The sequence below is a fragment of the Amycolatopsis sp. NPDC089917 genome (assembly GCF_040684635.1).
Lineage (GTDB): Bacteria > Actinomycetota > Actinomycetes > Mycobacteriales > Pseudonocardiaceae > Amycolatopsis.
Window position 1 is genome coordinate 101,312 of record NZ_JBFBGL010000022.1, and the last position, 21,757, is coordinate 123,068.

The 21,757-nt window shown below is 68.0% G+C and carries 18 protein-coding genes, 1 tRNA gene, 1 pseudogene and 1 riboswitch; of the genes and pseudogenes, 17 read left to right on the forward strand and 3 right to left on the reverse strand.

Translation table 11 applies throughout. From position 1 onward, the window contains the following. Window positions 1-237: 237 nt before the first annotated feature. Complete coding sequence (locus AB0N89_RS18295; protein ID WP_364205774.1) at window positions 238-1,638, reverse strand: short-chain fatty acyl-CoA regulator family protein; 1,401 nt, start codon at window positions 1,636-1,638, stop codon at window positions 238-240. A gap of 132 nt (window positions 1,639-1,770) precedes the next feature. On the opposite strand from AB0N89_RS18295, the gene AB0N89_RS18300 reads away from it, so the two are divergent. The 13 genes and pseudogenes from AB0N89_RS18300 to AB0N89_RS18360 form a co-directional block, all read left to right on the forward strand. After that, window positions 1,771-2,640: a 3-hydroxybutyryl-CoA dehydrogenase gene (locus AB0N89_RS18300; protein ID WP_364205776.1), complete on the forward strand. Its 870-nt coding sequence runs from the start codon at window positions 1,771-1,773 to the stop codon at window positions 2,638-2,640. Beyond that, window positions 2,640-4,121 carry an MmgE/PrpD family protein gene (locus AB0N89_RS18305; RefSeq protein ID WP_364205777.1) on the forward strand — a complete coding sequence of 494 codons (1,482 nt, stop codon included), beginning with the start codon at window positions 2,640-2,642 and terminating at the stop codon, window positions 4,119-4,121. The genes AB0N89_RS18300 and AB0N89_RS18305 overlap by 1 nt, the downstream gene beginning before the upstream one ends. Further along, a complete protein-coding gene (gene prpB / locus AB0N89_RS18310; RefSeq protein WP_364205778.1) occupies window positions 4,121-5,014 on the forward strand; it encodes a methylisocitrate lyase in 894 nt (297 codons plus the stop codon). Before AB0N89_RS18305 ends, prpB begins: the two co-directional genes overlap by 1 nt. 38 nt (window positions 5,015-5,052) lie before the next feature. After that, complete coding sequence (locus AB0N89_RS18315) at window positions 5,053-6,171, forward strand: bifunctional 2-methylcitrate synthase/citrate synthase (protein WP_364205780.1); 1,119 nt, start codon at window positions 5,053-5,055, stop codon at window positions 6,169-6,171. A gap of 86 nt (window positions 6,172-6,257) precedes the next feature. Next, window positions 6,258-6,477, forward strand: a riboswitch (cobalamin riboswitch). 116 nt (window positions 6,478-6,593) lie between these two features. Beyond that, on the forward strand, window positions 6,594-8,909 hold the full coding sequence (metE, locus tag AB0N89_RS18320; protein WP_364205781.1) for a 5-methyltetrahydropteroyltriglutamate--homocysteine S-methyltransferase: 2,316 nt from the start codon (window positions 6,594-6,596) through the stop codon (window positions 8,907-8,909). Between the two features lie 26 nt (window positions 8,910-8,935). Further along, window positions 8,936-9,856 carry a methylenetetrahydrofolate reductase gene (locus AB0N89_RS18325; protein WP_364205782.1) on the forward strand — a complete coding sequence of 307 codons (921 nt, stop codon included), beginning with the start codon at window positions 8,936-8,938 and terminating at the stop codon, window positions 9,854-9,856. Then, window positions 9,856-10,119, forward strand: a complete 264-nt coding sequence (locus AB0N89_RS18330) for a hypothetical protein (RefSeq protein WP_364205784.1) — start codon at window positions 9,856-9,858, stop codon at window positions 10,117-10,119. The genes AB0N89_RS18325 and AB0N89_RS18330 overlap by 1 nt, the downstream gene beginning before the upstream one ends. A gap of 45 nt (window positions 10,120-10,164) precedes the next feature. Next, window positions 10,165-11,004, forward strand: a complete 840-nt coding sequence (gene folP, locus AB0N89_RS18335) for a dihydropteroate synthase (protein WP_364205786.1) — start codon at window positions 10,165-10,167, stop codon at window positions 11,002-11,004. Window positions 11,005-11,021: 17 nt separating this feature from the next. Beyond that, the gene (locus tag AB0N89_RS18340; RefSeq protein WP_364205788.1) at window positions 11,022-11,270 is read left to right on the forward strand and encodes a hypothetical protein; all 249 of its coding nucleotides are present in this window, start codon (window positions 11,022-11,024) and stop codon (window positions 11,268-11,270) included. 51 nt (window positions 11,271-11,321) lie between these two features. Further along, on the forward strand, window positions 11,322-11,747 hold the full coding sequence (locus AB0N89_RS18345; RefSeq protein ID WP_364205790.1) for a hypothetical protein: 426 nt from the start codon (window positions 11,322-11,324) through the stop codon (window positions 11,745-11,747). Between the two features lie 205 nt (window positions 11,748-11,952). Then, the gene (locus AB0N89_RS18350; RefSeq protein WP_364205792.1) at window positions 11,953-12,372 is read left to right on the forward strand and encodes a hypothetical protein; all 420 of its coding nucleotides are present in this window, start codon (window positions 11,953-11,955) and stop codon (window positions 12,370-12,372) included. Window positions 12,373-12,378: 6 nt separating this feature from the next. After that, a complete protein-coding gene (locus tag AB0N89_RS18355) occupies window positions 12,379-13,329 on the forward strand; it encodes an NPCBM/NEW2 domain-containing protein (RefSeq protein ID WP_364205794.1) in 951 nt (316 codons plus the stop codon). A 590-nt stretch (window positions 13,330-13,919) separates the two neighbouring features. Further along, a pseudogene (locus AB0N89_RS18360) lies at window positions 13,920-14,114 on the forward strand (DUF349 domain-containing protein); the annotation flags it as partial. Between the two features lie 547 nt (window positions 14,115-14,661). Here AB0N89_RS18360 and AB0N89_RS18365 read toward each other — a convergent pair. Continuing rightward, window positions 14,662-14,734, reverse strand: a tRNA-Ala gene (locus tag AB0N89_RS18365). A 269-nt stretch (window positions 14,735-15,003) separates the two neighbouring features. On the opposite strand from AB0N89_RS18365, the gene AB0N89_RS18370 reads away from it, so the two are divergent. Then, entirely contained in the window at window positions 15,004-17,157 is a 2,154-nt protein-coding gene (locus tag AB0N89_RS18370; RefSeq protein WP_364205796.1) for an RICIN domain-containing protein, read from the forward strand. 105 nt (window positions 17,158-17,262) lie between these two features. Then, on the forward strand, window positions 17,263-17,820 hold the full coding sequence (locus AB0N89_RS18375; protein ID WP_364205798.1) for a DUF308 domain-containing protein: 558 nt from the start codon (window positions 17,263-17,265) through the stop codon (window positions 17,818-17,820). Here the strand turns inward: AB0N89_RS18375 and AB0N89_RS18380 are convergent. After that, window positions 17,804-18,523 carry a hypothetical protein gene (locus tag AB0N89_RS18380; protein WP_364205799.1) on the reverse strand — a complete coding sequence of 240 codons (720 nt, stop codon included), beginning with the start codon at window positions 18,521-18,523 and terminating at the stop codon, window positions 17,804-17,806. The genes AB0N89_RS18375 and AB0N89_RS18380 overlap by 17 nt on opposite strands. Before the next feature lie 32 nt (window positions 18,524-18,555). Between AB0N89_RS18380 and AB0N89_RS18385 the strand changes: the two genes are divergently transcribed. Next, the gene (locus AB0N89_RS18385; RefSeq protein WP_364205801.1) at window positions 18,556-20,211 is read left to right on the forward strand and encodes an FAD-dependent oxidoreductase; all 1,656 of its coding nucleotides are present in this window, start codon (window positions 18,556-18,558) and stop codon (window positions 20,209-20,211) included. Beyond that, window positions 20,208-21,629 carry an ATP-binding protein gene (locus AB0N89_RS18390; protein WP_364205803.1) on the forward strand — a complete coding sequence of 474 codons (1,422 nt, stop codon included), beginning with the start codon at window positions 20,208-20,210 and terminating at the stop codon, window positions 21,627-21,629. Before AB0N89_RS18385 ends, AB0N89_RS18390 begins: the two co-directional genes overlap by 4 nt. The last annotated feature ends 128 nt before the right edge of the window (window positions 21,630-21,757 follow it).

Genomic DNA, 21,757 nt, shown 5'->3' on the forward strand with positions numbered 1-21,757 from the left:
CGGTCAAGGCAACTGTACCGACCGCTCGCCTGCCTTTCGCGACGCTTCCGCCCCTGCGGACCGCAAGTCCCGCGGTGAAGGGGACCTTCCGCTCATGCGACACGGGGAAAGTCCCCTTCACCTCACTCGTCCCCGCCGAGCACCGGTCCGACATGTGAGCGAGCGACTGAAATCGCCACCGCGTTGGCGGTGACCAAGGGGCTGGGAAGCCCGGCCATGTCGAGCGGTGCGCGTGCCTCATCCGAGTGGCGGGTAGGGGAGCAGGCTGGAGGTGTGTTCGTCGACGCGCAGGGTTTTCCCGATCGCGGGGAACGCGCGTTGCGGGCAGGCCGGGCGTTCGCAGACCTTGCAGCCCATCCCGATCGGGGTGACCGCGGCGTCGGTTCCGAGGGCGAGGCCGTCGGAGTAGATCAGCCTGCGCGCGTGGCGCAGTTCGCAGCCCAGTCCGATGGCGAAGGTCTTTCCGGGATCGCCGTGTCCGCCGACGGTGCGGTTCACCGTGCGGGCGAGCCAGAAGTATTTCTTGCCGTCCGGTAGTTCGGCGACCTGGGTGAGGATCCGGCCGGGCGAGCTGAACGCCTCGTAGACGATCCACAGTGGACACGAGCCGCCGACGCGGGAGAAGTGGAAACCCGTGGCGGACTGGCGTTTCGAGATGTTCCCGGCGCGGTCGACCCGGACGAACGAGAACGGCACGCCGCGTGTTCCCCGGCGCTGCAGCGTCGAGAGCCGATGGCAGATCGTCTCGAAGCCCACGCCGAAGTGGTCGGAGAGGCGGGTGATGTCGTAGCGGTAGCGTTCCGCGGCGCCGAGAAAGACCCGGTAAGGCAGGACGAGCGCGCCTGCGAAGTAGTTGGCCAGTCCGATCCGCGCGAGACGGCGCGCGGTGTCGCCGCTGAAGTTCCCGTCGTCGACCAGCTTGTCGATCACGTCCCCGGCTTCCAGGAGCGCCAGTTCCGACGCGAGCCGGAACGCGGCCTGCCCGGGGCGGAGTGCGGGAGAGAGGTGCAGGACTTTGCCGGTGGGGTCGAACCTGTGCTGATCGGCGCCCAGGGCGGCTGCGGTCACCTCGACGCCGTGTCGCTCCTTCAGTCCGGCGGCGAGTCCCGCGCGGACCTCGCCGGGAACCAGTCGCAGCCGTGAGGCCAGCCGCTCGGCGGGTTCGTCTAGTTCGGCGACGTGGTTGCGGCGCCGGTAGAACCAGTCCCGGATCTCTTCGTGCGGCTGTTGGGCGGCGGTGCGGTCGAGCCCCTGTTCGGACACCAAAGTCGCGATGTTTTCCATGGCCTCGCGGTAGCGCCGGTGCAGGGACACCAGGGTCCGGGCGACGTCGGGAAGCTGGGTGGTCAGCTCGTCGACCTGTCCGGTGGAGATCGTGCCGTCGACGGTGTCGTCGGCGAAGACTTCGCGGACGTCGGCGACCAGCCGGGCGGTGTCCTGGGGTGCGAAGAACTCGGCGTCCACGCCGAAGTGCTCGGTGAGCCGGACCAGGACCGGCAGGGTGAGCGGCCGTCCGTTGTGCTCGAGCTGGTTGACGTAGCTCGGCGAGATCTCCAGCAGCCGGGCCAGGTCCGATTGCGTCATCGACCGGTCCTCACGCAACTGCTTCAGCCGCGCCCCGGCATACAGCTTCTCCACAGCGGCGACTGTAACAACATTTACAGATCGGCCTCAAACGTTCACAACATTTGACAACCGCAGGCTATCGACCCGGCGGTGATCTCGGTGCCACGCTGATCGCAGGCACTACAAGGTTCACAGGAGGGCTCCATGAGCACCGAGATCGCCAGGGTCGCCGTCGTGGGCGCCGGGCAGATGGGCGCCGGGATCGCCGAGGTTTGTGCCCGCGCCGGGCTGGACGTCGTGGTCTGCGAACAGGACGCCCCGTCGGCCGACGCCGGCCGCGCGCGGATCCTCGCGTCCCTCGACCGCGCGGTGAAGGCGGGCAAGCTGGAACGCCCGGCCGCCGAGCGTGCCGCCTGGCGGCTGCGGTTCACCACCGATCTCGGTGACCTGGCCGACCGGCAGCTGGTGATCGAGGCCGTCGCCGAGGACGAGCAGATCAAGACCGAGCTGTTCGCGACGCTGGACAAGGTGGTCGAGGCCCCGGACGCGATCCTCGCCTCCAACACCTCGTCCATCCCGATCATGCGGCTGGGCATGGCCACCGAGCGGGCCGCGCAGGTCGTCGGCCTGCACTTCTTCAACCCGGTCCCGGTGCTGCCGCTGGTCGAGGTGGTCGGCTCGTTGCTGACCAGCCCCGCCACCACCGACCGGGCCGAACGGTTCGCCCAGGACGTGCTGGGCAAGAAGACCGTGCGGGCGCGTGACCGGGCCGGGTTCGTGGTCAACGCGCTGCTCGTGCCCTATCTGCTTTCGGCGATCCGGATGGTCGAGTCGGGATTCGCCTCGGCGTCCGATGTGGACCGGGGGATGGAACTCGGGACCGCGCATCCGATGGGGCCGTTGCGGCTGACGGATCTGATCGGCCTCGACACGGTCGCCGCGATCGCCGACTCGCTCTACGCCGAATTCAAGGAAGCGCTCTACGCGCCTCCTCCCTTGTTGTTGCGCATGGTCGACGCCGGGTTGCTCGGCAAGAAGGCCGGCCGCGGTTTCTACGTCTACGAAGGAAAGTGATGATCGACCACACCGTCCGCACGTATCCCTCCGCCGAAGCCCTGCCGCGCGAGGAGCAGCTGGCGTGGAAGCTCGCCGCTGTCGCCACCGACGACGTCGAGGTCACGCCCGAGGTCGCCGACATGGTGATCAACCGGGTGATCGACAACGCCGCCGTGGCCGCCGCGTCGCTGACCCGCCGTCCGGTCCGCTCCGCCCGGGACCAGGCGCTCTCGCACCTCGGCAAGCCGGGCGCGACCGTGTTCGGTGTCGAAGGCCGGTACTCGCCGGAATGGGCCGCGTGGGCCAACGGCGTCGCCGTGCGGGAACTGGACTATCACGACACCTTCCTCGCCGCGGACTACTCGCACCCCGGGGACAACATCCCGCCGATCCTCGCCGTCGCCCAGCACACCGGGCGCACCGGCGCGGACCTGCTGCGCGGGATCGCCGCCGGGTACGAACTCCAGGTGAACCTGGTCCGCGGGATCTGCCTGCACGAACACAAGATCGACCACATCGCCCACCTCGGCCCGTCGGTCGCCGGTGGCATCGGGGCACTGCTGGGCTTGGACACGGAGACGGTGTACCAGGCCATCGGGCAGGCGCTGCACACCACGACGACGACCCGGCAGTCCCGCAAGGGCGAGATCTCCTCGTGGAAGGCGTACGCCCCGGCGTTCGCCGGCAAGGCCGCGATCGAGGCCGTCGATCGCGTGATGCGCGGCGAGGGCGCGCCGAGCCCGATCTACGAGGGTGAGGACGGTTTCATCGCCTGGCTGCTCAGCGGGCCGAAGGCCGAGTACACCGTGCCGCTGCCCGGCAAGGGTGAAGCCAAACTGGCCATTTTGGACACTTACACCAAGGAGCACTCGGCCGAGTACCAGAGCCAGGCGCTGATCGATCTCGCGCGGCGGCTCGGCCCGAAGGTCGGCGAGTTCGGCAAGGTGGAGAAGATCGTCATCCACACCAGCCACCACACGCACTACGTGATCGGCTCCGGCGCCGGTGACCCGCAGAAGTACGACCCGAAGGCCAGCAGGGAGACGCTGGACCATTCGATCCCGTACATCTTCGCGGTCGCGTTGCAGGACGGGGAATGGCACCACGAGAAGTCCTACGCGCCGGACCGGGCCGCGCGCCCGGACACCGTCGAACTCTGGCAGAAGATCAGCACCGTCGAGGATCCCCACTGGACCGAGCGCTATCACGCGCCCGAACCGGCGTTCGGCGGCCGTGTCGAGATCACCCTCGCCGACGGGACGGTGCTGTCGGACGAGATCGCCGTCGCCGACGCCCACCCGGCCGGGGCACGGCCGTTCGCCCGCGAGCAGTACATCGCGAAGTTCCGCACGCTCGCCGACGGCGTGATCACTCCCGAGGATCAGGACTGGTTCCTCGACACCGTCACCCGGCTCGGGGAGCTTGACGCGGCCGAGGTCGCCGGAATCGCGCTTCCCGCCGGACTCGACAGCACGCCGGCGAGCAAGGGGATCTTCTGATGCTGCACGCCACCACCAGTCCCGCCGAGAAACGCGCCGCGTTCCGAGCCGGACTGAACTCCGGCGCCTTGCAACGCTTTCCGGGTGCCTTCAACCCTCTGAGCGCCAAACTCATCGAGCGGCGTGGCTTCGAGGGTGTCTACATCTCCGGCGCGGTCCTGTCGGCCGAACTCGCCCTGCCCGACATCGGGCTGACCACGATCACCGAGGTCGCGGGCCGCTCCCAGCAGATCGCCCGTGTCACCGCGCTGCCCGCGCTGGTCGACGCCGACACCGGATTCGGCGAGCCGATGAACGCCGCCCGCACCACCCAGTTGCTGGAAGACGCCGGTGTCGCGGGAATGCACCTGGAAGACCAGGTCAACCCCAAACGCTGCGGCCACCTCGACGGCAAGGACGTCGTGGAGCGCGACGTCGCCGTCCGGCGGATCACCGCCGCGGTCGCGGCCCGGCGTGATCCGGACTTCGTCATCGCCGCCCGTACCGACGCCGCCGGGGTGAACGGTCTCGACGACGCGATCGACCGGGCGAAGGCTTACGCCGACGCCGGGGCCGATCTCATCTTCCCCGAAGCGATGCGCGGACCGGCCGATTTCGAACGTATGCGGGCTTCGGTCGACGTTCCGATCCTGGCGAACATGACCGAATTCGGCAAAAGCGAATTGCTGGATGTGAAGACCTTGGACTCGCTAGGGGTGAACATCGTCATCTACCCCGTCACCCTGCTCCGGCTCGCGATGGAAGCCGCCGAGAACGGCCTGCGCACCATCGAAGAACAGGGAAGTCAGGAGAGCCTGCTTCCGCGGATGCAGCACCGGCGCGACCTGTACGACCTGCTCGACTACAACTCCTACAACGCTTTCGACGAGAACATCTTCAATTTCCGCGTCTAGATTTCCTGGGACGCCCGAATTCCTTCAAGGGGACAACCATGTCCGCACCCACTGTCTACAAAGGACTTGCCGGGGTCGTCGTCGACACCACCGAGGTGTCGATGGTCAACCCCGACACCAACTCCCTGACCTACCGGGGATACCCGGTCCAGGACCTCGCCGCGCGCTGCTCGTTCGAAGAGGTCGCGTACCTGCTCTGGCACGGCGAACTACCCGACGCCGCCCAGCTGGCCGCGCAGAACGAGACCGAGCGGGCGCAGCGTGATCTCCCGGCCGACCTGGTGACGACGTTGCTCGCGCTGCCCGACACCGCGCACCCGATGGACACGCTCCGCACCGCGGTGAGCATCCTCGGCGCGAACGACCCGAGCGAGGACGACAACTCGCCCGAAGCCAACCACGCCAAGGCGTTGCGGCTTTTCGCGGTGCTGCCCGCGGTCGTGGCCATCACCCAGCGCCGCAGGCACGGCCTGCGCCCGCTCCCGCCGCGCGACGACCTCGGATACGCCGAGAACTTTCTCTACATGACACTCGGTAAAGTGCCGGAACCGGTGATCGTCCGCGCGTTCGAGACGTCCTTGGTGCTCTACGCCGAGCACAGCTTCAACGCCTCCACCTTCACCTCGCGCGTGGTCACGTCCACGCTGTCGGACCTCTACAGCGCCGTCACCGCGGGAATCGGCGCGCTGAAGGGCCCGCTGCACGGTGGCGCCAACGAAGCCGTGATGGCCACGTTCGAGGAGATCGGCTCGGCCGACAAGGCCGAAGCGTGGCTGAAGACCGCACTGGCCGAGAAGCGGAAGATCATGGGCTTCGGGCACCGGGTCTACAAGAGCGGCGACTCCCGTGTCCCGACCATGCGCCAGGCGCTGCAGGAGGTCGCCGAACTCCGCGACGGGCACGAACTGCTCGACCTGTACGAGGCGCTGGCCCGGGCGATGTACGCGGAGAAGGGCCTGCACCCCAACCTCGACTACCCGGCTGGCCCCGCGTATCACCTGATGGGATTCGACACCCCGGTGTTCACCCCGATCTTCGTCGCCGCGCGGATCACCGGCTGGACCGCCCACATCACCGAACAACTCGCGGCCAACAGCCTCATCCGTCCGTCGAGCGTCTACTCCGGTAAGGCGCAGCGCGCCATCGAGCGTCCTTGATCGCCGGGCCGGCCACGCTCGATGGCGTGGCCGGCCCGAAAAGACTTGAGGAAAACCCGAGCGCGAAACGCTACAGTGGCGACGCAGCTGGTTCGGCCGCCGCGAGTTTCACGGTGGTGGTCGAGGCAAGAGGGAACCCGGTGCGAATCCGGGACTGCCCCGCAGCGGTGAGTGGGAACGACCTCCGTCAGTCTCTCCGGAGACAGCACTGAGCCGGGATGGCTTGGGAAGCGACGGACAGTAGGAACCCGGCGTGCGTCGGAACGCCCACGAGTCCGAAGACCTGCCCGCTGTGCACCCCACGACCGTGGGGTGGTGGCTGCGACCTCGCGGGTTGGGTCTCGCCGAATCACGACCGGGTGCCGGTCGTGATTTGTCGCGCGCTCTCGCGGGGTCCACGTGGACTCGCGAAGGAGAGCCCCGTGACCTCGACAACCACAACCAGCCGCGCCACCGTGTACGGCTACCCCCGCCAGGGTGCCGACCGGCAGTTGAAGAAGGCGATCGAGTCCTACTGGGCGGGCCGCGTCGACGCCGACGCCCTGCTCGCGACCGCCCGCGAGCTGCGCCAGGGGAACCTGACGGAACTGCGCGACGCGGGCATCGACGAGATCCCCAGCAACTACTTCTCGTTCTACGACCACGTCCTGGACACCTCCTGGATGCTCGGCGCGATCCCGCAGCGGCACCTCACCGCGGTCCCGGACGTGACCACGCCCGCAGGACGGCTGGACCGCTACTTCGCCATGGCGCGCGGCACCGCGGACGCGCCGCCGATGGAGATGACCAAGTGGTTCGACACGAACTACCACTACCTCGTCCCCGAACTCGGCCCGGACACGCGGTTCAGCCTCGACGCGAGCAAGCCGCTCGCCGAGTTCGCCGAAGCTCTCGACCAGGGCGCCACCACCCGGCCGGTCATCCTCGGCCCGGTCAGCTTCCTGTTGCTGGCCAAGGACCCGACCGGGACCGACGGCTTCCGGCCCCTGGACCTGCTGGACCGGATCGTCCCGCTGTACATCGATCTGCTGCGGCAGCTGCGTGAAGCGGGCGCGGAATGGGTCCAGCTGGACGAGCCCGCGCTGGTGACCGACCAGCCGTCCGACGTGCTGGCCAAGGTCGAGGAGACCTACGCCGCCCTCGCCCGCGAGGAAGCGCGCCCGAAGATCCTCGTGGCCTCCTACTTCGACCGGCTCGGCGAGGCACTGCCGGTGCTGGCCGCCGCGCCGGTCGAGGGCCTCGCGATCGACTTCACCGGCGCGGCCGCGGCCAACGTCGACGGGCTCGCCGCCGCGGGAGGTATTCCCCGCAAGCGCTTGGTCGCCGGGATCGTCAACGGCCGCAACATCTGGGCCGCGGACCTGACCGCCGCCCTGACCACGCTCGGCACCCTGCTCGGGCTGGCGGGCACCGTTGACGTCGCCGCGTCCTGCTCGCTGCTGCACGTCCCGCTGGACGTCACCCTGGAAACCGACCTGGACCCCGAGATCGCCGGCTGGCTCGCGTTCGCGCGGCAGAAGCTCGAGGAGATCGTCACCCTGCGCCGGGGCCTGACCGAGGACCGCGGCGCGATCAACAACCTCCTGCACGTCAACGCCAGCCGACTGGCCTCGCGCGCGGCGTCACCGATCGTGCGGGTGCCCGCCGTCCGCGACCGGGTCGCCGCGATCACCGACGCGGACCTGCACCGCGCGGCCCCGTACGGCAAGCGCCGCCAGGCACAGCAGGATCGGCTGCGGCTGCCGGAGCTGCCGACGACCACGATCGGTTCGTTCCCGCAGACGGGTGAACTGCGCAAGGCGCGCGCGGCGCTGCGGGCGGGCAAGCTCGACCGTGACGCCTACCAGGAGGCGATGAAGGCCGAGATCCGCGCGGTCATCGCCGAACAGGAACAGATCGGCCTGGACGTGCTGGTGCACGGCGAGCCGGAACGCAACGACATGGTCCAGTACTTCGGCGAGCAGCTCACCGGATTCCTGGCCACCCAGCACGGGTGGGTGCAGTCCTACGGCACCCGCTACGTCCGGCCGCCGCTGATCGTCGGCGACGTCGCGCGCCCCGAGCCGATGACCGTCGCCTGGGCCACCTACGCCCAGAGCCTGACCGAGCGGCCCGTCAAGGGCATGCTGACCGGCCCGGTGACCATGCTCGCGTGGTCGTTCGTGCGGGACGACCAGCCCGAAGGCGACACCGCCCGCCAGGTCGCGCTCGCCCTGCGGGACGAAGTCGTCGACCTGGAGAACGCCGGGATCAAGGTCATCCAGGTCGACGAGCCCGCGCTGCGCGAAACCCTGCCGCTGCGCACGGCCGACCGTGCCGCGTACCTGGAGTGGGCCGTGGCGTCCTTCCGCCTGGCGACCTCGGGCGTGCGGGACGAGACGCAGATCCACACGCACATGTGCTACGCCGAGTTCGGCGACGTGCTGCAGGCGATCATCGACATGGACGCCGACGTCATCAGCCTGGAAGCGGCCCGGTCGAACATGGCCATCGTCGCCGACCTCGCGCGTGCCGGATATCCCAACGAGGCGGGTCCCGGGGTGTGGGACATCCACTCGCCGCGGGTCCCGTCGGTGGAGGAGATCGCCGGCCATCTGCGGACCGCCGCTTCGGCGTTCCCCGCGGACCGGCTGTGGGTCAACCCCGACTGCGGGCTCAAGACCCGTGGCTACCCCGAGGTGCGGGCGACCTTGGCCAACCTGGTCGAGGCCACCGGCCAAGTGCGGGCCCGTTCGTGACGGCTGGCTCTATCGTCCCGCGGCGGGTGGCCCTCCCACCCGCCGCGGTACCCGCGCAGCGGACCGCTCGCCCGCGTACGGTCCGTGACCGTCTCGCCTCCGGCACACCGATGATCTCGCTGGAGTTCATGCCACCACGCCCGACCGACGACGCGGACCGGATCTGGCAGAACGTCCGCAAGCTGGAGTCGCTGCGACCGGGATTCGTCTCCGTCACCTATGGGGCAGGCGGATCCACCCGGGACAACACGATCGCCGTGGCCGCCCGGATCGCCAGGGAGACCACCATGCTGCCGGTGGTGCACCTCACCGCCGTCGACCATTCCGTCCGGGAGCTGCGGTCGTTCGTCGGGCAGCTCGCCGACGCCCGTGTCGTCAACGTGCTCGCGTTGCGCGGCGACCCGCCCGGCGACGTAGACGGCGAGTGGAAACGACATCCGGAGGGACTCGCCTACGCGAGCGAACTCGTCGGGCTGCTGCGTGATCACGGCGACTTCTGTGTCGGCGTGGCCGCCTTCCCGCATCGTCATCCGCGTTCGATGAGCGTCGAGGAAGACACGGCGCGCTTCGTCGCGAAATGCCGGGCGGGCGCCGACTACGCGATCACGCAGATGGTCTTCGACGCCGAAGACTACCTGCGGTTGCGGGACCGGGTCGTCGAGGCGGGCTGCGAAACACCGATCATCCCCGCGCTGATGCCGGTCACCACGACGCGGACGATCGCGCGGTCGGAGCAGCTGTCGGGCGCACCGTTCCCGCCGCACCTGGCGGCACGGTTCGCCGCCGTGGCCGACGACCCGAAAGCCGTCCGCGCGCTCGGCATCGAACAAGCGATCCTGCTCGCCCGCCGCCTGCAGGCGGAAGGCGCGCCCGGGCTGCACTTCATCACGTTCAACTACGCCAAGGCCACCACGGAGGTCGTCGCCGAACTCCCGGGACCCGGCTGATGCCTCCCAAGCCGCGCCGGATCCGGGTCGATGGAACCGAGCTGGTCGTGCTGACCAAAGCCGCCTACGAAAGCCTGGACGGCCAGCGACGCCAGGCAGGCGCGCAGGGCGCTCGCGTCCGGGCACTGCGCGGTCAGCTCGACCAGCTCAACGCGTTCGTCGACCGCCTGGAAAAGGTCGCGGCTGCCCTGCCCGCCTGCCCGCCCGAGCTGCTCGCCGAACTCGCGAACCGCCCGGGCCGCGACGGCGACCGCGGGGCCTGAAACCTTGGTGTGGAACGACAAAATGCCCGAAGGGCTTGGTGTGAAATGATGAAGATCGACCGGTCACCGCTGCCCGGCCTCGACCGCCCCAGTCCCGTCACGAGACCGGACGTCGGGCAACTCAAGATCATGGGCGTCCTGAACGTCACCCCGGATTCGTTCTGGCAGGGCAGCAGGTACGACGCCACCGAACGGGCGATCTCGGCCGGGGAGGAGATGTTCGCGGACGGCGCCTGGGCCGTCGACATCGGTGGTGAATCGACCCGGCCGGGGGCCGCCGAAGTGTCCCCGGACGAGGAATGGGACCGGATCGCTCCGATCGTCTCCGCGCTGGCGGCACGTGGACGTGTCTCGGTCGACACCCGCCACCCCGGGGTCGCGGAAGCGGCCGTGCAGCAGGGCGCCTCGATCATCAACGACGTCTCCGGCACCCTGCACCGGCTCGCCGCCCGGCTCGGCACGGGCTACGTCGGCATGCACTCCACCGCGGTGCCGGTGCGAGCGGGCGCCCAGCCGGCGTACGGCGACGTGGTCGCCGAGGTGAGCGCCTACCTGCTCGGCGTCGCCGCGGCCGCGCACGCCGACGGCTCCACCGAAGTCTGGATCGACCCCGGAATCGGCTTCGGCAAAGGGACCGAGGACAACCTGCGGCTGCTTCGTGCCTTGCCGGAACTGTGTGGTCTGGGGATCCCGGTCCTGCTAGGGGTGAGCCGCAAGTCGTTCCTCGGCGCGGTCACCGGACGTGCCGTCGAAGACCGGCTGCCGGCTTCGCTGGCCGTTCTCGCTCCGGCGTGGTCGGCGGGCGTCGACGTCGTCCGGGTCCACGACGTACCGCAGACACGCGACACCATCGCGATGCTCGACACGATCTGGGGCCAGGGGTAGCGCCGTCCCCTGCTGTCATGTCGTCATTACCTGAAGGCAGACGAAGGGCGGTGTTGAAGGCGGGTGAGATCGTGGTCGATCCCGAGACTGTACTTGTTGCCATGACGTGGGATCGAGAACTGCAGGGTTACCCGTTCCGGATGGAAACCTTCGGTGGCGAGGTCGTCCTCGAGCGGGTTCTGCCCTATATTGCCGGTGCTGCGCTGCTAAGCACCACCACCACCACCACCATCGACGACCTTCCGAGCTGGGTCAGCGACTCGTAGAATCTCGCCTGCGTAGGCAAACGGCTGATCGAGGCGCCTGAGGCGTACCCTATGGGCGCCTTCCGTAAGTTGCTGCGTGCCGGTGGCCAGGTGTTCGCGGATGGCGATCTGACTCCCCGAGGCGGGGACGACCTCGCCGGCCTCTACCGGGCCTTCATCGGTGATCCCGATGCTTCGGCTGGTCATGAGATGCCGACGGTGAGTTGGAAGAAGTCGACGCGAACAGCCGCAGACGTTATCGACGGCGTGCGCGACGTGCTCCGCGAGATGGCCGCCGTCCCACTAACCGACGACGAGATCAAACGGGCGAAACGACCGAAAAGGGCTCCTCGATCGAAGCGCTACCGGTTCTACGAGTCTCGGCGGCCGATTTTGGCGATACTGCAGGACGACACTAGGCTCGCTGCACGCATCTACAACGATGCAACCGGACCCAACGCTGAACACGCAAACCAGCCGACTGACGGGCGCTCATGACCTCCGCGCGCTCGGACCATGCCGCCGGTGCTGCGGGCACGTTAGGACCAGCGGCAGGTGCCTGCACCGAGTACCTGCGGATTGTGCTTGTCGGATGGCCATCATCGCCGATGGTGGGCTTCGTTGCCAGGGCAATTGATTAGAGCTTCGCTGTTCGGCTGGCGTCCTTTCTCGACTGGAATCCATACTTGCTGAGGTTGAGAGCGTGCTCGGTGTGGTGTGGAGCTGTGTGGTGCGGCTGCACACCAGGTTTCCCGGTCTCGGTCTCGGTATGGACCACCAGGACGACGTTGAGACGGAGGACCTTCTCGTGAACTACTTCCCCGCTCAAGGGGCGATGCTGCCTGCCGGGATGATGCGGTGCTTGCCGTTGTCGCAACGGCTTCGTGAGTTGTTTCTCGTGACCTGGGTGCCGGTCGTGTACGGCATCATCGCGGTCAACGTGATCGTGCTGAAGTTGTTGGGTATCGACATCCTCGTCGCGGAGGCGGTCGCGATCTCCGTCGGTTTCGCGGCGGCGGAGGTGATCCGCCGGACGGTTCTCGCCGGTGCGTACCACCGCCCGTGGATCACCGGCGGCCTGCCTAGCACGGCCGCGCCTTTCGGTCGCCGGGTCGCCGGGTAGTCGGCGGTGGCGGGACCAGGACGGCCGCAGATCCCAGTCGATCCTGCCGCTGGTGAGGTCGCGCGGTTCGCCCGCGGGCTGCGCGACCTCAGGGCGGCGAAGAAGCTGAGCTATCGCGCGATGGCTCCTCTCGCCCATTACTCCCCGACCGCGTTGTCCACCGCTGCCGCTGGCAAGCGACTCCCAAGCTGGGAGGTCACCAAGGCCTACGTGGAGGTGTGTGGCGGTGACGTCCAGGCGTGGCATGAACGATGGAGCGCTGTTCGCGCGACGTTGACAGATGAACAGCCCACTCCCCATCAACAGGCCTGGGAGCCTGAGGAAACGTGGGTACGTCAGGGACCCGAGTTCTTCTCCGAGTCGGACTATCGCCGGCGTCGTTTCACGCGCCGTACGACGGTGATTGCCCTATGCCTCGGGTTGGTGATAGCGCTGACGATAACCGCCTACATGACGGTTCTACGTCAGAGTGACGAGCCCTCTGCCAGACAGAAGGAGGAACGTGTCGGCACGGCGGTAGCGCTGGACACACTGTCGATCGTGGAGGGAGGCTGGGCCTTCAGGGGCCAGACCGCCAACCTCGGCGGGGCCACCTATCCGGACACGATGCGCCAGAATCTGGAACCGTGCACCGCGCCAGAAGCGGCGGTTGAGTACAACCTCGGGAAGAACTTCACGCGGTTGGTCGCGTTCGTCGGGATCGACGACAACAGCCCGAACTCCTCGTCCACGGCGTCGATCGTCATCGAGGCCGATGGCCGGACGATTTCCAGCAACCAGCTGTCGTTCGGAGCCGGTGCGCTGCGGCTCGATACCGACCTTACGGGTGTTCTGCGTCTGAAGATCACGATTAAGGCTGAACAGGGCAGTCCCATCTGCAAGCCTCTCGGGATCGACATGGCGCAAGCCACTCTGTTCCCTACCGCGTCCAGCATCACTACATCACCGGCGCCATGAACCGGACCTCCCCGGCCTGGCACCGCCAGCACTGTTTTCGCAGATCAGGAATTGATTACCACTGATCAGGACATCGTTCAGTGAACAACCACCGAACACCCTCGGGTTGCTGATCAAGATCAACGGCTGACACACTGGGAACGTCTCGAAGCGTTGCCTGGTGGTCCAGCCAGACCTGAGACGCCACGGGGCCCCTGTCACCACCAGGGGCCCCTTTTCATGTCTCTATACGTCACCGACGGCGAACACAGGTTCACGAAACCGTGCGATCACGACTGCTGGGGTAGCGATCCGAACTCTTTCCTTGCTCACTGGCGTCGTCCGCCCCACGTATGCGGGGATGGCCCCACCACCTGGGTCATGTCCTACGTCCATGCCGACGTCGGCCCCGCGTATGCGGGGATGGCCCGTACTGCTGCATGCTCAGCGGGATCTTGGGCGGGTCTGCCCCGCGTATGTGGGGATCGCAAGACGTACGAACGGTGCGCTACCCGCTCCGTTCGTCCTGCGTACGCGGGATCGTCCTCATCTGAAACCTCTTCAGCGTGAGTTGATCATGTCCGCTCTGCGGATGTGGAACTGCCCGGCTCGTCAAGTCGGCTGAGGAGAGCAAGTGGCGGCGGACCGACCCAGAGGCGCAGTTTCGTGAGTAGGTTCAGCAGTTCGAGTCGTAGGCCGCGAAGGCCCATGCGGCGGGCGACGGCGGCGCGAAGAAGGCGGACGAGCAGGCTGCGCAGTGGCGTGAGTGGCTCGAAGTGGCTGAAGCGGCCATCACGGACGAGTGAGCGCGACGTCCATATTGAGCGATGTCGGCGCGGCCAGGTCGGCAAACGCTCGGCCCGAAGGCTGCCCTTCCGAAGCGGGTTCGAACCCGACCACTCTCTTCCGAGACCGGAATCGCCAGGCCGTCGTAGGGGTGCACGTCGTCTCCGGTTGGGCTCCGTTGCCGACGTAGAGCCCGACACGGGTCAGCACGGAATGGCACTCGTCTCCCGGCGAAGGCGGGTGTTGACCTGCACAAACTGGCAGTATTTGACAGTGAACGTCACTAGGCGGCATGGCTGAGCCGCCTTTTAATCCGAGAGAAGCTGCAGCTCGTCGGTGTGACCGGGTTTCGCACTTTGCGGAACCCTGGGTAGAACTATCCAGTCGGGTTACGCGGCTGGAGCAGAAGATGTGACCCCAGTTGGCGTGGGTGGGATGGCATGCTCCAGATTTGCTCCACTTACTGAACGGTAACTGAAGTTCGCCGGGGCGATTCTCAAAGTGAGGCAAAACGAAAAAACCGCCCTGCCTCGGCAAACCTGCCAAGTGGGCGGTATTTCGTCACTGTGGAGCTAAGGGGACTCGAACCCCTGACCCCCTCACTGCCAGTGAGGTGCGCTACCAGCTGCGCCATAGCCCCGGAGCGAAGTTGTACTCCGCATCTCGTGTGTCCATACATTACACCGCCCGAGAAGGCCGTTCACGCGGGGGTCACTCTACGCGGTCCCGATCGCTGGAATCCCCACTGACCTGCATCTTTGAGGCTTATTTTTAGACGTGTATTGACTCCGCGTGTGACCGCCGTTACGTTTTCGACCATCGTGACGCCGAGGTCTCCGCCCGCTACGCCGCGTCTCCACTGGGCTCCGCCTCAGCTCGCCCTGCCCGAATGACGCGGAGGAGGTCCCGATGAGGGCCAGAGCAGCCCTGATAGCCCTGTTTTCCCTGCTCGGAGTGCTGATCGTGGTGGCTCCGGCGGCGCAGGCGGCCATCGTCCCCGATACCTGGTACACGGTGACGACCACGAGCGGGAAGTGCGTGGACGCGCGTGCCGCCGGGTCGGCCAACGGGACGGTCGTCCAGCAGTACGCCTGCAACCAGACCTTTTCCCAGCAGTGGCAGTTCCAGCCCACATCGGGTGGCTACTACCGGGTGAACACGCGCAACAACCCGGCGCAGGTGTGGGACGTCGCCGAGGTGTCGACGGCCGACGGCGGGCTCATCCACCTGTGGGCTTACGGCGGCGGGAACAACCAGCAGTGGCAGCTGGTCGAGGAAGCGGGCGGGGCGTATCACTTCGTGAGCCGCAACAGCGGTCGCTGCCTCGACATCCCGGGCCTCTCGACCCAGGACAGCACCCAGCTCCAGCAGTATTCCTGCAACGGCTCCGGCGCCCAGTCCTTCCGGCTCACGCCGGTCACCGGCACGGCGAACCCGGACCTCGGGCCGAACGTGCTCGTCTTCGACCCCGGGATGTCGCAGTCGGCGATCCAGTCCCAGGTCAACAGCGTGTTCTCACAGCAGGAGACCAACCAGTTCGGCGCGAACCGGAAGGCGCTGCTGTTCAAACCGGGCTCGTACAACGTCGACGTCAACGTCGGGTTCTACACGCAGGTGCTCGGGCTCGGCCTCTCCCCGGACAACGTGACGATCAACGGCGCGGTGCACGCGGAGGCCGACTGGTTCCAGGGCAACGCGACGCAGAACTTCTGGCGTGGCGCGGAAAACCTGTCCGTGAACCCCAACGGCGGCACCGATCGCTGGGCCGTTTCGCAGGCCGCGCCCTACCGTCGCATGCACGTCCGCGGCAACCTGCAGCTCGACGACGGCGGCTGGTCCAGCGGCGGCTGGATGTCCGACGTCAAGGTCGACGGTCAGGTCCGGTCCGGCTCGCAGCAGCAGTGGATCTCCCGCAACTCGCAGTTCGGCAGCTGGAGCGGCTCCAACTGGAACATGGTGTTCGCCGGAGTCAACGGCGCGCCGTCGACCAGTTTCCCGAATCCGCCTTACACCACGGTGAACACGACGCCGGTCGTGCGGGAGAAGCCGTTCCTCTACGTCGACAACGCGGGCGCGTACCAGGTCTTCGTGCCCTCCACGCGCACCAACGCTTCGGGCATCACGTGGGGCGCCAACCAGCCGGGTTCGTCGCTGCCGATCAGCCGCTTCTTCATCGCGAAGCCCGGCACGACGGCGTCGCAGATCAACGCGGCGCTCGCCGAGGGCAAGGACCTCCTGATCACCCCGGGCGTCTACCACCTCGACGAGACGCTCCGCGTCACCCGGCCGGACACCGTCGTGCTCGGACTCGGCCTGGCCACGCTGATCCCGGACAACGGCATCACCGCGATGACGGTGGCCGACGTCGACGGCGTCAAGGTCGCCGGCGTGCTGATCGACGCGGGCACCACGAACTCCACCACGTTGATGGAGGTCGGTCCCGCGAACTCCGCGCAGGATCACGCGGCCAACCCGACTTCGCTGCACGACGTGTTCTTCCGCGTCGGCGGGGCGGGCGTCGGCAAGGCCACGAACAGCCTGGTGGTCAACAGTGACGACGTCATCGGCGATCACCTGTGGATCTGGCGTGCCGACCACGGCAGCGGCGTCGGGTGGAACACCAACACCGCCGACACCGGCCTGATCGTCAACGGCGACGACGTCACGATGTACGGCCTGTTCGTCGAGCACTACCAGAAGTACCAGACGCTCTGGAACGGAAACCGCGGCAGGACGTACTTCTACCAGAACGAAATGCCTTACGACCCACCGAATCAGGCCGCCTGGATGAACGGCTCGACGCGGGGTTACGCGGCCTACAAAGTGGCGAACTCGGTGACGAACCACGAGGCGTACGGGCTCGGGAGTTACTGCTTCTTCAACGTGAATCCGAGCGTGGTCGCGGATCGCGCGATCGAGGCACCGAACAACCCGAACGTCCGCTTCCGCAGCATGGTCGCCGTCTCTCTCGGCGGGAACGGGACCATCAGCCGGGTCGTCAACGACCGCGGCGGACCGGCGAATTCGGGTTCGAACGTGGCGAATCTGGTCGCCTATCCCTGATGGACCCCGGTGCGCGCCGTGATGGCGGTCGCGGCGCGCACCGGCCTTTCACCCCTACGGGTGGCATGCCGCGCGCTCGCCTCCGGGCGCTCCGATACTCGGGGCATGCCTCTCGTCGGTCTCACCGTCGTCGAACCCCGGCTCGCCTGGCCCTTGGCCGCCGTCCGCGGGGTTTTCGCCATCCTGTTCGGCGTGCTCGCGCTCATCTGGCCCGGCGCCACCGTCCTGGCCCTCGCGATCATCTACGGCATTTACGCGATCATCGACGGCATCGGCGGCCTGATGCAGGCCTTCCGGCCGGGTGACGCCGCCCATCGCGCCGCCTACGGAGTCCTCGGCGTCCTCGGTATCGCCGCCGGTGTCCTGGTCCTGCTCTGGCCGGGGATCACGGTGCTGGTGCTGGCCTTCTTGGTCGGTTTCTGGGCGATCTTCACCGGCATCGTCGAGATCGTCGCCGCGATCCGGCTCCGCAAGCAGATCGAGGGCGAGGCCTTCCTCATCGCGGCGGGCGCGCTGTCCCTGATCGCGGGCGTCGTGATCGTGATCAACCCGATCGCCGGCGCCTACGGGATCGCGCTGCTGGTCGGGATCTACGCCCTGCTTTACGGCGTGATGCTGCTCGTGCTGGCCTTCCGTCTGCGCAAACTCACCCAGCAAGCCTGAAAGCCTGTCGCAAGTGGACCTGTGCCCCGGTGCGGCGCAGGTTCGACAGGCTCGGCGAGCCCTCCACGGCCGTCGCGACGGCGAACCGGTGCCCTTCGCGGGCTGCCGCGGCGAGCCCATGCGCCAACAGCCGCGCCTGCGCGCCTTGGCCGCGATGTTCGCGCGGCGTGGCCGAACCGCCGAGGAGCACGCCGGGGCCGTGCGAACTCATGGCCGCGGCGGAGATCGGCACGCCGTTCTCGACGAGCAGCGACCGCCGGATCCGATGATCGCGGTGCTCTGCGGCGATGAACTCCGTCACGGCGCCGCCGCTTTCGTACCCGTCGAGCAGGATGCGGAGGAACACGTCGATGTCGGGTGAGTCGTCGACGTCCGCATCCGTCGGAGGCAGGTCGGTGAGCGGGAGGATCGCGATCGGGCGGACAGCGACGGGCACGAGACCGGCCGGGTTCAAGCCCGCCGGGAGCACGAGTGTCGGCGGGTCTCCGTCCCAGCACGAAGCGCCGGCGAGCCGGATGGCCGACGGCAGCTTCTCCTCGGTGACGCCGGAGATCGTGCGCAGGAACCGCAGTTCCGGTGCGGTGGCCAGCACCGCGAGCAGCCCGTCTTCGCGCCACGCGGAGAAAGTGCCCGGCAGGCCCGCGGCCGCTTCACACGCGAGGACGGTACGGGCATGGATCACTTCTTCGGCTTCGGTCAGCACGACCCGAACGTAATAGGGATTAGGCTGAACCGGTGAGCCAGCCGATCCTGTTGACCGTCGACGACGATCCCGCCGTGTCCCGTTCGGTCGCCCGCGACCTGCGCAAACGGTACGGGAAGGACTACCGGATCATCCGGGCCGATTCCGGGGCCGACGCCCTCGAAGCCCTGCGCGAGATCAAGCTGCGCGGCGACGCCGTGGCCGCGATCCTCGCCGACTACCGGATGCCGCAGATGGACGGCATCGTCTTCCTCGAGAAGGCGATGGACCTGTTCCCGAACGCGCGCCGCGCGCTGCTGACCGCGTACGCCGACACCGACGCCGCGATCCAGGCGATCAACGTCGTCGATGTCGACCACTACCTCCTCAAGCCGTGGGACCCGCCGGAGGAGAAGCTGTACCCGGTCATCGACGCGCTGGTGGAGACCTGGCGCGCGGTGGGGGAGCGGCCGGTTGACGAGATCAAGCTCATCGGCCACCGGTACTCGTCGCCGTCGTTCCACCTGCGCGACTTCCTGGCGCGCAACGCCGTGCCGTACCGCTGGTACTCCGTCGACGACGACGAGGGACGCCGGATCCTCGACGCGGCGGACGCGGCGGCCCAGGACATCCCGGTGCTGGTCACGCCGGACGGCACGGTGCTGCGCCAGCCGTCCGGGCCCGAACTCGCCGACGCCGTCGGCCTGTCCACGCGCCCCGCGCAGGAGTTCTACGACCTGATCGTCATCGGCGGCGGGCCCGCCGGGCTCGGGGCGGCCGTGTACGGCGCGTCGGAGGGGCTGCGGACGGTGATCGTCGAGCGCAAGGCCACCGGCGGGCAGGCAGGCACCAGCTCCCGCATCGAGAACTACCTCGGTTTCCCGGACGGGGTTTCCGGCGCGCAGCTCACCGACCGTGCACGGCGGCAGGCGCTCAAGTTCGGCGCCGAGGTGCTCACCGCCCGCGACGTCGTGGGCCTGGAGGCGCGCGGCTCCGCGCGAGTGGTCCTGTTCGGCGACGGCACCGAGATCTCCGCGCATTCCGTGGTGCTGGCCAGCGGCGTCAACTACCGCGCGCTGGAGGCTCCCGGAGTCGCCGAGCTCGCCGGCCGCGGCGTGTACTACGGCTCGGCCGCCACCGAGGCGCCCGAGTGCAAGGGCGAGCACGTCTACATCGTCGGCGGCGCGAACTCGGCGGGCCAGGCGGCGGTGTTCTTCTCCAAGCACGCCGCCGACGTCACCATCCTCGTCCGCGGCCAGTCGCTCGAAGCGTCGATGTCGCACTACCTCATCGAGCAGATCGCCGCGATCGGGAACATCCACGTCCGCACCCGGACCACGGTGGTCGAGGCGCACGGCGACGATCACCTCGAACGGCTCACCCTGTGCGAGAACGGCGGCGCGACCGAGACCGTGCCGACCGGGCACCTGTTCATCTTCATCGGCGCGGCGCCGCGCACCGACTGGCTCGGCACGGAGATCCAGCGCGACGACCACGGGTTCGTGCGGACCGGGCCCGATCTGGTCACCGAAGGCAGCCCACCGCCGGGCTGGACGCTGGACCGCGACCCGCACTACCTGGAGTCGTCCATCCCCGGCGTGTTCGTGGCGGGCGACGTCCGGGCCGCGTCGGTGAAGCGCGTCGCGTCGGCCGTCGGCGAAGGCGCCATGGCGGTCACCCTGGTTCACCGGTACTTGGAGGAACAATGAGCGTCCTGCCCAGGGAGGAACTGCGCGGGCTCTTCCTCTTCGAGCACCTCGGCGAAGAACAGCTGGACTGGATCGACGAGCACGCGGTCCTGGAGCAGTACGCCGGCGGCACCACGGTCATGCGCGAGGGTGAACCGGCCACCTGCTTCTACCTCCTGCTGTCCGGCGCGCTGCGGATGACGCGGCTCGTCGGCGGCACCGAGGTCGAGACGATCCGGTCCGACCAGCGCGGCGCGTACTGCGGTGCGACGCAGTTCTTCGTGCACCAGGAGACCGAACACACCTACGGCGCTTCGGTGCACGCGGTCAGCGATCTCACCTTCCTGACCCTGCCCGCGGCCGAGTTCGCCACCGAGTTCCGCCGCTGGTTCCCGATGGCGACGCATCTGCTGGAGGGCATGTACCTCGGCTGGCGCAACAGCGACACGGTGATCGGTTCGCGGCGGCGGCTGCTCGCGCTCGGCGAACTCTCCGCCGGGCTGACCCACGAGCTCAACAACCCGGCCGCCGCGGCCGTCCGCGCGACGGCGTCGCTGCGGGAGCGGGTCGCCGGGATGCGGCACAAACTCGCGATGCTGGCGAAGAAGAACGTCGACCCGACGCTGCTGGAGCAGTTGCTGGAGATCCAGGAACAGCTGGTCAAGCAGGTCGCTTCGGCGCCGAAGCTGACCGCGATGCAGCAGGCCGATCGCGAGGACGAGATCGGCGACTGGTTCGAGGACCACGGCATCGACCAGGGCTGGGACCTCGCCGACATCTACGTCCGCGCCGGGCTGACCGTGCCCGACCTGGACCGGCTGCTCGACTCGGTCGGGGAGACCTTCCTCGACGGCGCCGTCCGCTGGCTCGCGTACGCGCTCGAGACCGAGATGCTGATGGGCGAGATCGAGGATTCGACGACCCGCATCTCGGTGCTGGTCGGCAAGGCCAAGCAGTACTCCCAGATGGACCGCGCGCCGCACCAGTGGATCGACGTCCACGAAGGACTCGACTCCACCCTCGTCATGCTGGCGGGCAAGATCGCACCGGGCATCCGCGTGGTGAAGGAGTACGACCACGCGGTGCCGAGGATCCCGGCGTACGCGGGCGAGCTGAACCAGGTGTGGACGAACGTCATCGACAACGCGCTCGGCGCCATGGGCACCGAGGGGACGCTGACCTTGCGGACCTCCCGGGTGGACGACCACGTGCACGTCGAGATCGGCGACACCGGACCGGGGATCCCGGTGGAGGTGCGGCAGCGGATCTTCGAGCCGTTCTTCACCACGAAACCGGTGGGGCAGGGGACCGGGCTCGGCCTGGACATCTCCTGGCGCATCGTCGTCGAACGGCATCAGGGCGATCTGCGGGTCGACTCGGAACCGGGGGACACGCGGTTCACCGTGTGCCTGCCGGTCTCGGAGCAGTCCGTGATCTGACGGGGAACCGGGTGGTCGTGAGTGGCGATTCGTGTTCTATTGAGGGGTAAGGCAAAGGTGTCCCTGCCCGGGTGTCAAGTCCGTGAAGGCCTCCTTGAGGGACCCTGGGTCCCTCAAGGAGGCCTTCA